The sequence below is a fragment of the Pseudomonas japonica genome, assembly GCF_900188455.1.
GTDB classification, from domain to species: domain Bacteria; phylum Pseudomonadota; class Gammaproteobacteria; order Pseudomonadales; family Pseudomonadaceae; genus Aquipseudomonas; species Aquipseudomonas japonica.
Window position 1 is genome coordinate 123,696 of record NZ_FZOL01000002.1, and the last position, 12,221, is coordinate 135,916.

9 protein-coding genes are annotated in these 12,221 nt (G+C 67.4%); 3 read left to right on the top strand and 6 right to left on the bottom strand.

Features of this window, described 5'->3' with window-relative positions:
• Nucleotides 1-152 precede the first annotated feature (152 nt).
• Nucleotides 153-872 (top strand): 16S rRNA (uracil(1498)-N(3))-methyltransferase, encoded by a 720-nt coding sequence (locus tag CHB99_RS02810; RefSeq protein WP_042120435.1) that lies wholly within the window; start codon nt 153-155, stop codon nt 870-872.
• Here the strand turns inward: CHB99_RS02810 and CHB99_RS02815 are convergent.
• The 6 genes from CHB99_RS02815 to pilG are packed head-to-tail and all read right to left on the bottom strand — an operon-like array spanning nt 869 to nt 10,042.
• On the bottom strand, nt 869-1,324 hold the full coding sequence (locus tag CHB99_RS02815; protein WP_042120437.1) for a chemotaxis protein CheW: 456 nt from the start codon (nt 1,322-1,324) through the stop codon (nt 869-871). The two genes, CHB99_RS02810 and CHB99_RS02815, sit on opposite strands and share 4 nt — an antisense overlap.
• Nucleotides 1,317-6,605, bottom strand: a complete 5,289-nt coding sequence (locus CHB99_RS02820; protein ID WP_042120439.1) for an Hpt domain-containing protein — start codon at nt 6,603-6,605, stop codon at nt 1,317-1,319. The genes CHB99_RS02815 and CHB99_RS02820 overlap by 8 nt, the downstream gene beginning before the upstream one ends.
• Entirely contained in the window at nt 6,605-8,653 is a 2,049-nt protein-coding gene (locus CHB99_RS02825; protein WP_042120440.1) for a methyl-accepting chemotaxis protein, read from the bottom strand. The genes CHB99_RS02820 and CHB99_RS02825 overlap by 1 nt, the downstream gene beginning before the upstream one ends.
• 15 nt (nt 8,654-8,668) lie before the next feature.
• Nucleotides 8,669-9,208, bottom strand: coding sequence for a chemotaxis protein CheW (locus CHB99_RS02830; protein ID WP_042120441.1), 540 nt, complete (start codon nt 9,206-9,208; stop codon nt 8,669-8,671).
• An 11-nt stretch (nt 9,209-9,219) separates the two neighbouring features.
• Nucleotides 9,220-9,585: a twitching motility response regulator PilH gene (gene pilH, locus CHB99_RS02835; protein WP_042120443.1), complete on the bottom strand. Its 366-nt coding sequence runs from the start codon at nt 9,583-9,585 to the stop codon at nt 9,220-9,222.
• A gap of 46 nt (nt 9,586-9,631) precedes the next feature.
• Nucleotides 9,632-10,042 (bottom strand): twitching motility response regulator PilG, encoded by a 411-nt coding sequence (gene pilG / locus CHB99_RS02840; RefSeq protein WP_042120444.1) that lies wholly within the window; start codon nt 10,040-10,042, stop codon nt 9,632-9,634.
• Between the two features lie 190 nt (nt 10,043-10,232).
• Here pilG and gshB point away from each other — a divergent pair, with 190 nt between their 5' ends.
• On the top strand, nt 10,233-11,186 hold the full coding sequence (gene gshB / locus CHB99_RS02845) for a glutathione synthase (RefSeq protein ID WP_042120446.1): 954 nt from the start codon (nt 10,233-10,235) through the stop codon (nt 11,184-11,186).
• An 87-nt stretch (nt 11,187-11,273) separates the two neighbouring features.
• Nucleotides 11,274-12,176 carry an energy transducer TonB gene (locus CHB99_RS02850; RefSeq protein ID WP_042120448.1) on the top strand — a complete coding sequence of 301 codons (903 nt, stop codon included), beginning with the start codon at nt 11,274-11,276 and terminating at the stop codon, nt 12,174-12,176.
• The last annotated feature ends 45 nt before the right edge of the window (nt 12,177-12,221 follow it).

Consider the following 12,221-nt stretch of genomic DNA (forward strand, 5'->3'; position numbering starts at 1 on the left):
GGGGCCGCGTTGCGGCCCTTCGCGGTGGTTCGTCACACGACAAGCCACGCTCCTACAAGGGGATCGCGGTAACCTCGTAGGAGCGTGGCTTGCCCGCGAAGGACCGCGACGCGGTCCCAAACCAGACACCCAAATTTTGAAGAAGAGCCCCAATGCGACTCTCCCGCTTTTTCATCGATGCCCCGCTGAGCCTCGGCGAGCACGATCTGCCTGAAGCCCAGGCCCACTACATCGGTCGCGTCCTGCGCATGAACGCCGGCGATGCCGTGCAACTGTTCGACGGCAGCGGCGAGGAATTCCTCGGCGAGCTGCTGGAAGTGGGCAAGAAGACCGTGCGCGTGCGCCTCGACCAGGCCCTCCCCGGCCAGGCCGAATCGCCCCTGCGCATCCACCTCGGCCAGGGCCTGTCCCGTGGCGAACGCATGGACTGGGCGATCCAGAAAGCCACCGAGCTGGGCGTCGACACGATCACCCCGATCGTCAGCGAACGCTGCGAAGTGCGCCTCAAGGACGAACGCGCCGACAAGCGCCTGGCCCACTGGCGCCAGGTGGCGATCAGCGCCTGCGAACAGTGCGGCCGCTCCAGCGTGCCGCGCATCGAGCCACCGGTCACCCTCGGCGAATGGCTGGCCGCCCGCGACGAAGCGCTGAAACTGGTCCTGCACCCCGTGGCCGAGCCCCTGGTGAGCCATGCCCGGCCGACCAGCCTGGCGTTCCTGATCGGTCCGGAAGGCGGCCTGTCGGACGCCGAGGTGGAACAGGCCAAGGGCAGCGGTTTCCACGCCGCCCGCCTTGGCCCGCGAGTACTGCGCACGGAAACCGCGCCAGTGGTGGCGCTGGCCGTGGCACAGCAACTGTGGGGCGACTTCTAGGCTGGCAGGAGCTTTTCCAGGGCCACCAGATCCGGCACCCGGGCGACCTGCTCGCCCACCTGCACCGCCGCCAGCTCCAGTTCGCCGAGCGGCACATCGACGTAGTTGAGCTGGCTGTCCAGCTTGCAGGAACGGGGAATGCCCTGCACCAGCAGGGCGAAGAAGCTGCGCGTGGTCCCGCCGAGGGCATTGAGCACGACGATCCGCGCCCGCTCGCCGACCTGGGTCTGGCCACCGCAAGCCGCCTCGAAACTCAACAGCGGCAGGCGCTGGCCGCGCCAGTCGATCCAGCCCAGCAACCACGCCGGATGCTCCGGTGCCGGCGCACAGTGCTGGTAGCCGATCAGCTCGGCCACCGCCACATTGGGCAGCACCAGGCTGCGGTCGCTCAACGGCAGCAACAGGCCGGTCAGGCTGCTGCGCCGGCCACTGCGGGGCGCTTGTTCAAGCATTGAATTGGCTCCAGCGGGCGATGCTCTGCAACAGCACCGATTCCTGATACGGCTTGCCCAGATAGTCGTTGACGCCGATCGCCATGGCCCGGTCGCGGTGCTTCTGCCCGGTGCGCGAGGTGATCATGATGATCGGCAGGTCGTGCAAGCGCGGATCCTGGCGCACCTGGGTCGCCACCTCGAAGCCGTCCATGCGCGGCATCTCGATATCCAGCAGCAGCACGTCGGGACGGTGCTCGGCCAGGACCGCCATGGCATCGACACCGTCCTTGGCGGTCAGCACGTTCATGCCATGGCGCTCCAGCAGGCGCCCGGTGACCTTGCGCACGGTGACCGAGTCGTCCACCACCAGCACCAGCAGCGGCCGCGCCGGACCGCTGCCGAGCGGCAACAGGGGCTCGCGCTCGGCGCGTCCGGCCTGCTGCGCCAGGCGCAGATGCAGGCCGCGCAATTGCGCCAGGACATCGAGAATCAGCACCACCCGGCCATCACCGAGCAGGGTCGCGCCCGCCAGGCCCTGCACCGCGGCAAATTGCGCGCCGAGGCTCTTGACCACGATTTCGCGGCTGGGCGACAGGCTGTCGACCTGCACGGCGAACTGCTGGTCATGGGCATGCACCAGCAGCACCGGCAGCGGCAGGGTCTGCCCCAGCAAGCGCGGCTGGCGCTCGCCCTGCAGCAGTTCGCCGAGGTAGCGCAGCTCATAGCCACGCCCGGCGTACTCGTAGCGCGGCGGATCGAGGCGGTAACAGGCCTCCAGCTCCGCCGGCGGTACCCGCACCACACCGTCGATGGCGTTCAGCGGCATGGCGTACTGTTCTTCGCCGCAATGCACCATCAGCGCACGGTTGACCGACACGGTGAACGGCAGGCGAATCAGGAAGCGCGCGCCCTTGCCCGCCACCGAACTGATGACCATCGAACCGCCCAGTTGCTTGACCTCTTCATGGACCACGTCCATGCCCAGGCCGCGCCCGGAAATCTGGGTGATCTTCTCGGCGGTGGAGAAGCCTGGCTGGAGGATGAACTGCATCACCTCGTGGTCGCTGAGCTCGCTGCGCGGATCCAGCAGGCCGCGCTTGATCGCCTTGTTGCGCACGGCCTCCAGCGGCACCCCGGCACCGTCGTCGAACATCTCGATGACGATGTCGGCGCCTTCGTGGAGCAGGTTCAGGGCAATCATGCCCTGCTCCGGCTTGCCCGCCGCCAGGCGTGCCTCGCGGCTTTCCAGGCCATGGTCGACGGCATTGCGCAGCATGTGCTCCAGCGGGGCCACCATGCGTTCGAGAACGCTGCGGTCCATCTCGCCTTCGGCGTTGCCCACCACCAGTTCGACCTGCTTGCCCAGCTCGCTGGCGGTCTGCCGCACCACACGCTGCAGGCGCGGCACCAGGCGCTCGAACGGCACCATGCGGGTGCGCATCAGGCCTTCCTGCAACTCGCTGTTGACCCGTGCCTGCTGCGACAACAGGCTTTGCGCCATCTGGTTGCGCGTGGTCAGGGTTTCCTTCAGGTCGAGCAGGTCGGAAGCCGACTCGGAGAGCGCCCGCGACAGTTGCTGGAGCTGCGAGTGGCGGTCCATCTCCAGCGGGTCGAAATCCTCATAGGCATCGCCGTCGATCTGCAGCCGGCTGAGCAGACTGCCCTGGGTCTCGGTGTCGAGACGGCGCAACTGGTCGCGCATGCGCTCCAGGGTGGTTTCCATCTCGTTGAGGGCGACTTGCGCGTCGTTGATCTGCTGCTCCAGGCGCCCGCGCAGGATCGAGGTTTCCGCCGCCTGGTTGCCCAGGTCGTCGAGCAGCTCGGCATTCACCTTGACCATGTCCAGTGCCGCCCGCTCCGGCGCCGGCGCCGGGGCCTCGGCAGGCGCGGCCTCGTTGCCCGGCGCACTGGCGGCGCTGTCGCTGAGGGCGGCGCTGCTGAAGTTGCGGATGTAGTCGATCAGCGCCGTGGCCGCATGCAGCGGCTGCTGCAGGCGCACCGCGTCGAGCATGTGGGCGAGGCGGTCATGGCAGTTCTGCAGCAGGCTGAACAGCGCCGCACTGGGCTGCAGTTGTCCGGCGGCGAGGTGTTCGTAGAGGAATTCCAGCTCGTGGGCCAGATCGCCGATCGGGGCGATTTCCACCATGCGCGCGCCGCCCTTGAGGGTGTGCAGGTCACGCAGCAGGTTTTCCACCTCGACCGTGTTGCGCGGCTCGGCCTGCCAGCGGGTCAGCGCGGCGGCGGCACTCTCGACGATGTCCACGCCCTCTTCGAGGAAGACATCCAGCAGTTCCTTGTCGCCTTCCTGGGCCGGCTGTTCGGGCTTGCCGGCGGTGCCGGCCGGCTGCGCGTGATGGCGAAACTCACGCAGCGCGGCGAGGGTTTCCACCACCGACTCCAGGGGTTGGGCCTGGCTCAGTTGCGCCAGCAGCCTGGCCAGCAGGGCGTGACTGCCACGCAGCAGGCTGAGCAGTTCCAGCGTCGGACTGTAGCGGCGGTCCACCAGGCCTTCGTAGAGCAGCTCCAGTTCATGGGCGAGCACATCCAGCGCACCGATGCCGGCCATGCGCGCGCCGCCCTTGAGGGTATGCAGGTCGCGCTGCAACGAGGACAGCGCGGAGGCGTTGTCGGCATCGTCGAGCCAACGCTTGAGGGCCTGGTCGGCGCTGTCCAGCACATCGATGGCTTCTTCGAGGAACAGCGCCACCAGTTCATGGTCGGTGTCCTGGTCCGCCAGGTCGCGGGTGACCTCGGCCAGTTCGCTGATGCTCGACGTACCGTCGACCTGCCTGCGCACCAGGCCCATGGCGCTCGGATCGAGGCCCTGTTCGAGCAGTTCGCGCAGCCCGTGCAGACGCTCCGGGCACGGCTCGACCTCCTGGCCGGCGGCAATCTGGTCGAGCATGTTGATCAGCGCTTCGTGAGCCGCCTGCGCCTCCTCGAAGAAGCGCGCATCGGCGCCCAGGCTGCTCTCCTCCACCGCGCCGTAGAGGTCCAGCAGCGCTTCGCACAGCTCGTCCACCTGCCACAGGTTGGCCAGGTGCGCGCTCTGTCCGAGGGTGGTCAGTTCGTCCAGCAGGGCATTGAGTTCCTGGCGCTCGCCGGGGTGCTCCTGCCAGCGCAGCAGCAGCGATTCGGCATCGAGCAGGATGTCCATGCCCTGTTCGAGGAAGCTGGCGATCAGTTGCGGGTCGCGCTTGATCCGCAGGCTCTGGTCCGGTGACTCGAGCAGTGCCTTGAGACGCGCGCCGACGACCTGGTCGACCTGTTCGATGAGGATGTCCGCGCCCTTGATCGGCGCCAGCGGCGTGCTTGCAAGCTGCTCCAGGCCACGGCGCAACAAGGGCTCGGCGGTCTGCAGCAGATAGATCTCGTCAAGGTCGAAGCCGACCTGGTGCGCCTTGAACTCACGGGCCAGCAGGTCCAGGGCGCCGGCCAGCTCGGCGATCGGCGTGACCCCGGCCATGGCCGCGCTGCCCTTGAGGGTGTGCAGGGCCCGCTGCAGGTCGTCGCTGACCGGCGCCGGCAGATACCGCTCGGCGCTTTCGAGAAACACATCGAGACTGGCCAGGTGGGTCTGCGCCTCGTTGCGGAAAATCTCCAGCAATTGCGGGTCGAGGGCTTCGGCGCCGTCCTCGGCACCATCGCTGTCGTTCATCGCCAGGGCGTGCAGATGGCTGGCCAGGTGCTCGACATGGGCATGGGCATGCACTTCGCCCGTGGCGAACTCGGCGACCAGCGGTGGCATCAGGGTCATGGCCTGGCCAATGGCCTTGAGCACCACCTCGCTGCTGCCGACCCGGCCTTCGAGCATGCGGTTGAGCAGGTGCTCGCCGGCCCAGGCCAGTTCGGCCAGGACCAGCGCGCGAACCATGCGGCCACTGCCCTTGAGCGTGTGGAAGCCCCGCCGCAGCTCGATCAGCGCCTCGCGCGGATGGCCCTCGCCACGCCAGCGCTGCCAGTCCTGGTCGAGCTGTTGCAGGACTTCCTCGGCCTCTTCGAGAAACACTTCGCGCAGCTCGTCGTCCACCGGTTCCGGCGCGGCGATGGTCAGCGGCGCCAACTGCACCGGCCGCGCCAGCACCGGGAAGCCGAGGTCGCCGAGGGCCCGACGGGCACGGGCCAGCAAGGCTTCGACATCGGCCCGCAGATCGATGCTCAGGGCCTGCAGGTAGCACTCCAGGCTGCTGATGACATCGGCCAGATGCTCCAGCTCGACACTGCCGGGCAGGGTTTCGGCCTGCAGCACACGGGCCTGCAGGTAGTCGGTGCAGCGCTGCACCACCGCCGCCGGTTGCGGCAGCATCAGCATGGCCAGGGCGCCACGAATCTGTCCGAGCAGGTCCGGCAAGGGCTGCAGGCGCTGGCGTTCCCAGCCGGCTTCGAGGCAATCGGCGATCAGGTCGCGGGCCTGCAGCAGCACACCGTGCGCCTCATCCAGCACCAGTTGGCGAATCTCGCCGATATCGGTACCGTTCGGCGGGTTGTGCTGCGGCGATTCCATGGCGCCGACCATCCCGCTCAGGCTCGCCTCGGCATACTGCAAGGCGCCGGACACATCGAGCAGCGCCGGCAGCTCGCTGGCGCGCTGGCCGCTGACCATGCCCTGCAGGGCCGCCACCTGGTCGAGGATGACCCGGCGCGGCTGGTTGAAACCGAGTACGGCGAGGGTGTCGCAGAGCTGCCGCAGCGGCGCCAGCAGCGGCTCCAGTTCTTCCGTCTGGCGCGACTCGCCCCGGACGAAGCGGTCGATGCGCTCCTTGATGCGCAGCAGATCCTCGCTGATCGCCGCCACCACCGAGCGCATCGCGTCACGCCCGGGCATGTCCGGCAGGTGCCCCTGCAAGGCATCCAGCGACAGACCGAACGCCTCCCCGGTGGCGATACCCAGCGCACTTTCGCCCAGCGCCTCGGCGCCGCGAGCGGCGCGCAACTGGTTGAGCAGCGGCAAGGCCAGCACCGGCAGGTCGCGTCGCGCCCCGCGCAGACGCTCCAGATACAGCGGCAACTGGGTCAACGCGCGGAACAGCGCGCCCTGGCTTTCGCCGTTGGCCGCGACCTGGCCTTCAACCAGGGCCCCGGCCAGCGCTTCCATTTCTTCGGCGAGCAACGCGGCCCCGTTGAGCTCCAGCATCAGCAGGCAGCCACGCACCTGGTGCAAGGGCTCGATGAAGCCCGCCAGGCCGTTGCCGGCGCCATCGACGAACTGCTCCAGGGCCTGGCGGGCCTGAGCCAGATTGTCCTCGATCGCCTCCCTGACCCAGGCCAGGGCGACGAAATCCTGTCGCTCGGCCGCCATCAGCGCGACTCCACGGTACTGGGCAGGGTGAAGCCCGAGACCGAGCGACGCATCTCGCTGGCCATGCGCGCCAGGTTGCCGATGCTCTCGGCGGTGGCGGTGGAGCCGGATGAGGTCTGCGAGGTGATCTGCTGGATGATCGCCATGGTGTGGGAGATCTGTCCGGCCGACGAGGTCTGCAACTGCGCCGCGTCGGAGATGCTCAGGATCAGCTCGGCGAGGGTCTGCGAGACCCCTTCGATCTCCTCCAGGGCCACCCCGGCGTCCTGCGCCAGACGGGCCCCGCGCACCACTTCGGCGGTGGTCTGCTCCATGGAAATCACCGCTTCGTTGGTGTCCACCTGGATCGCCCGCACCAGCGCCTCGATCTGCCGCGTCGCCGAGGACGAACGCTCGGCCAGGCGCTGCACTTCGTCGGCGACCACGGCGAACCCGCGCCCGGCCTCGCCGGCCATCGACGCCTGGATCGCCGCGTTGAGGGCGAGGATGTTGGTCTGATCGGCAATGTCGTCGATCAGGTTGACGATATCGCCGATCTCCTGGGAAGACTCACCCAGTCGTTTGATCCGCTTGGCGGTGTCCTGGATCTGCTCGCGGATGTTGTCCATGCCGTGGATGGTGTTGTGCACCACCTCGTTGCCCTTGTTGGCGATGGCCACCGAACGCTCGGCCACCTTGGCGGACTCGTAGGCGTGACTGGAGACCCGGTCGATGGACTCGGCCATGTCGCCCACCGCCATCGAGGCATCGGCGATCTGCTGGGCCTGGTGCTCGGAGGCCTTGGCCAACTGGTGCGCGGTGTTCTGCGTATCTTCCACGGCGGCGGCGACTTCCTCGGCGCTGAGGTTGATGGTCGCCACCAGGTCGCGCAACTGGTCGATGGAGTAGTTGATCGAGTCGGCGATCGCCCCGGTGAAATCCTCGGTGACCGAGGCGGTGACGGTCAGGTCGCCGTCGGCGAGGTCTTCGATTTCGTCGAGCAGGCGCATGATCGCCTGCTGGTTGCGCTCGTTCTTCTGCGCGGTTTCGCTGAGCTGGCGATGGGTCTCGCGGACCATCACCAGGCCGATGAGGATGATCGAGGCCAGCGCCAGCAGGCCCAGCACGTAGCCGCCGACGGTGTCCAGGGTGCGCCCGCTGGCCAGGTTCTCGAAGCCGTTGGCCAGGCGCGAGGCTTCGTCGAGCAGGGTCTGCGACAGACTGAAGATGTTGCCCGCGGCCTCGCGCACGCGAAACAGCTCCGACGAGGTTTCCAGGATCTCGTCCACGGAGCCGGAGACGAACTGGAACAGTTCGGCGATCTCGCCGAGACGGGCGCGGGCGTCGGGGTCTTCGACACGGCTGATCTGCAGGCTCGGATCACCACCGAGCATGCCGTTCAGTACCTGGCCGAAACGGCTGGCGTCGCGGCCGAAGACATCGGCGGCCTGCACCGAGGTGTCGTCGCCGGCCAGCACGGTGTTGACCGAGCCGAGGATCCGCTCGGCCAGCAGCGCCTGGCGCTGGGCCACGGCCACCTGGTTGGCCGGGGCACCGCTCTGCAGCAGGATCTCCACGACCTTTTCGTACTCGACCTGCAGTTGCGGCACGGTCTCGGCCAGGGTCGCGGCGACCTGGTGCAGGGACAGCACGGTCTGTTCGCTGGCGAGGATCACGTCGGTGTTCTTGCGCAGGGTTTCCCAGTCGCGCTGCACCGCGTCCATCTCGCCACGCACCGCCACGGGCGCCGAGGGCAGGCCGGTGCTCGGGTCGCCCTTCTTCAGGTAGCCCCAGCGCTGTTCGAAATCGTTGCGCGCCTCGCTCAGCAGGCGAAACGCCACGGTCTTGCCGGAGGCCGCCTCGGTGGCGTTCTTGGCGATGCGCTGGGACAGCACGCGCAACTCGCCGGCATGGCCGATGTACTGCTTGTCGTGGTTGGCCTGGGTGTTCAGGTAGGCGAAGTTGGCGAACAGCAGGATGATCGAGAGGATCAGCACCACGAACAACGCGGCGATCTGCGCGCTGCTGCGCGAACCTTTGACTGAACTGGCGGACTTGAGCTGGCTCACGGGTCTGGCGTTCCTTTACAGCGCGACATCGAGAAAGCCCGGGGCCTGGGCCAGGGCGAACGGACTGAAGATTCCCCAGCAGTGCTCACGCTGGAAATGCCCCTGGATAAACGGTGCGGCACTGCCGAGCAGCGGCGCGGGGGGCGACAGCTCCAGGCCGTCCAGCGCGAAATGCTGCAGGCCGAGCACTTCGTCCACCAGCAGGCCGGTGAGCAGCTCGTCGTGATCGACCACCAGCACCCGCCGCTGCTTGCGCGCCAGGCACGGTTCCAGGCCGAGAAAACCGCTGAGGTCGGTCACCGGCAGCAACTGGCCGCGCAGGTTGCTGACCCCGGCGACCCACGGCTTGACCCCCGGAATCCGGCTCAGGCGCGGCGCGGTGAGGACTTCGGCGACTTCACCCATGGGCGCGACGAAACAGTATTCGCCGAGGCGAAAGCCGATGCCGCTCCAGGTCTGCAGGCGGGTTTCCTGCAAGGGCAGGTCGGCGGCCAGCAGGCGGCAGCGCCGGTCGATGTCCAGCAACAGCTCGAATGCGGTCAGCGACTCGCCCATGGCGCCGCGGGTCAAGCCTTGAGAACGTCGTTGAGGACCCGGATCAGGGCATCTTCGTCCACCGGCTTGACCAGGTAGCTCTTGGCGCCCTGGCGGGTGCCCCAGACCTTGTCGGTTTCCTGGTCCTTGGTGGTGACGATGATCACCGGGATGTCCTTGGTCGCCTGGTCCTTGCTCAGCTGGCGGGTGGCCTGGAAACCGTTCAGGCCGGGCATGACGATGTCCATCAGCACGGCATCGGGCTTCTCCTGGGTGGCCAGGGCCACGCCGTCGGCGCCATTGACCGCCTTGAGCACCTGGTGCCCGTGTTTTTCGAGCATTCCGGTGAGTTTGTACATTTCGGTCGGCGAGTCGTCGACGATGAGAATTCGGGCCATGCTGTTCCCCATGAAAGGAAAGACGCCAGCGCGCGGGGCGCTGGCGTCAGGGTGCGTGTTGTTCTTCTGCGGTGAAACCCGGCACGTGGGCACGGATCGCTTCCAGCAGCTCTTCCTTGCTGAACGGTTTGGTCAGGAACTGATCGCAACCGACGATCCGTCCGCGGGCCTTGTCGAACAAGCCGTCGCGGGACGACAACATGATCACCGGGGTGTCCCTGAACGCCATGTTGTGCTTGATCAGGGCGCAGGTCTGGTAACCGTCCAGCCGCGGCATCAGGACGTCGACGAAGATGATCCCGGGACGGTGGTCGACGATCTTGGCCAAGGCATCGAAACCGTCGATGGCCGTGATGACCTCGCACCCCGCTTCGCTCAGAAGCATCTCGGCGGTGCGGCGAATCGTCTTGGAGTCGTCGATCACCATCACTTTCAATGCCGCGTCGGGCTGAACCATATTCGCTCTACCATTACTGTCGGATCGCGCCATGCCGGCCACCTGCCACGCATTTTTAGCACACTCACAGGGTGCATTCCATCAAGCCACCCCGGGGTTTTCCGCTTGACCGCCAGCGCCGCGGGCGCCACCCTGAGCCACTTTTCATTCGAACCACCGCGGCCCCGCGCCGCCGAGAGGATTTCCCCCCATGAGCGTTCGCCTCGGCATTGTCATGGACCCCATCGCGTCCATCTCCTACAAGAAGGACAGCTCGCTGGCCATGCTGCTGGCCGCCCAGGCGCGTGGCTGGACGCTGTTCTACATGGAGCAGAAGGACCTTTACCTGGGTGCCGGCCAGGCCCGCGCGCGGATGCGCCCGCTGAAAGTCTTCGCCAACCCGGAGCGCTGGTTCGAGCTGGAGGCCGAGCAGGACAGCCCGCTGGCCGAGCTGGACGTGATCCTGATGCGCAAGGACCCGCCCTTCGACCTGGAGTTCGTCTACAGCACCTACCTGCTGGAGCAGGCCGAGGCCGAAGGCGTGCTGGTGGTCAACCGCCCGCAGAGCCTGCGCGACTGCAACGAGAAGCTGTTCGCCACGCGCTTCCCGCAGTGCATGGCGCCGACCCTGGTCAGCCGCCGCGCCGACATCCTGCGTGAATTCGCCGCCACCCACGGCGACGTGATCCTCAAGCCGCTGGACGGCATGGGCGGCGCCTCGGTGTTCCGTCACCGTCCGGGCGACCCCAACCTCTCGGTGATCCTCGAAACCCTGACCCAGCACGGTCACCAGCAGATCATGGCGCAGGCCTTCCTGCCGGAAATCAAGGACGGCGACAAACGCATCCTGATGATCGACGGCGAGCCGGTGCCTTATTGCCTGGCGCGCATCCCGGCCAGCGGCGAGACCCGCGGCAACCTGGCCGCCGGCGGTCGCGGCGAAGCCCGCCCGCTGACCGAGCGCGATCGCTGGATCGCCGCGCAGGTCGGCCCGAGCCTGCGCGAGAAGGGCCTGCTGTTCGTCGGCCTCGACGTGATCGGCGACTACCTCACCGAAATCAACGTCACCAGCCCGACCTGCATCCGCGAGATCGACGCGGCCTACAACACCGATATCGGCGGGCAGTTGATGGACGCCATCGATCGCCAGCTGAAGGCACGCTGACCGACGACAAGAGGAAACGCCGCGGAGTGGGTTATCATGCCGGTCCTTTGCCACCTGGCTCCCCGCTCCGCCGGTTGTTGACCCTAGATGACGCTTCCCGCCGACCTCCCCGCCGACCTTGCCCCGCCCCGCGTTCGCGCGGCGGACCGCCTGGGCTTTACCCTGTTCGTGGCGGCGCTGCTGCACCTGGCGCTGATCCTCGGGGTGAGCTTCAGCTTCGCCAAGCCGGAAGAAATCCGCCGCACCATGGAAATCACCCTGGCCACCTTCAAGAGCGAAGTGGCGCCGAAAAAGGCTGATTTCCTCGCCCAGGAGAATCAGCAGGGCAGCGGCACCCTGGACAAGGCGGAGGTACCGAAGACCACCGAAGTGGCGCCGTTCCAGGACAACAAGGTGAACAAGGTCACGCCACCGCCGGTCTCGCGCCAGGAAGACGTGCCACCACCACCGGCCAAGGCCGCGGTCACCACGGTCGCGCCAAAGCCGCAGAAAGTGCAGCCCGCGCCCAAGGAAGCCAAGCCACAGCAGGCACCGAAGGCCCAGACGCCGGACTTCGACAGTTCGCAACTGTCCAGCCAGATCGCCAGCCTCGAAGCCGAACTGGCCAACGAACAACAGCTCTACGCCAAGCGTCCGCGCATCCACCGCCTCAGCGCGGCCTCGACCATGCGCGACAAGGGCGCCTGGTACAAGGACGAATGGCGCAAGAAAGTCGAGCGCATCGGCAACCTCAATTACCCCGACGAAGCCCGTCGCCAGCAGATCTACGGCAGCCTGCGACTGATGGTCTCGATCAACCGCGACGGCTCGCTGTACGAAGTGCTGGTGCTGGAATCGTCCGGGCAGCCGCTGCTGGACCAGGCGGCGCAGCGCATCGTGCGCCTGGCGGCGCCCTTCGCGCCGTTCACCGGCGACCTGTCGGACATCGACCGGCTGGAAATCATCCGGACCTGGCGCTTCGCCCGCGGCGACCGCCTGTCGAGCAATTAGCGACACCCCGGCTTGTCAGCCCGGCCCCTCGCCGCCACACTACTA

Coding starts and splice junctions, on each gene's coding strand:
- gshB (WP_042120446.1), top strand. CDS start 10,233: ATGAGCGTTCGCCTCGGCATTGTCATGGACCCCATCGCGTCCATCTCC.
- CHB99_RS02815 (WP_042120437.1), bottom strand. CDS start 1,324: ATGCTTGAACAAGCGCCCCGCAGTGGCCGGCGCAGCAGCCTGACCGGC.
- pilG (WP_042120444.1), bottom strand. CDS start 10,042: ATGGTTCAGCCCGACGCGGCATTGAAAGTGATGGTGATCGACGACTCC.
- CHB99_RS02830 (WP_042120441.1), bottom strand. CDS start 9,208: ATGGGCGAGTCGCTGACCGCATTCGAGCTGTTGCTGGACATCGACCGG.
- CHB99_RS02850 (WP_042120448.1), top strand. CDS start 11,274: ATGACGCTTCCCGCCGACCTCCCCGCCGACCTTGCCCCGCCCCGCGTT.
- CHB99_RS02820 (WP_042120439.1), bottom strand. CDS start 6,605: ATGGCGGCCGAGCGACAGGATTTCGTCGCCCTGGCCTGGGTCAGGGAG.
- pilH (WP_042120443.1), bottom strand. CDS start 9,585: ATGGCCCGAATTCTCATCGTCGACGACTCGCCGACCGAAATGTACAAA.
- CHB99_RS02810 (WP_042120435.1), top strand. CDS start 153: ATGCGACTCTCCCGCTTTTTCATCGATGCCCCGCTGAGCCTCGGCGAG.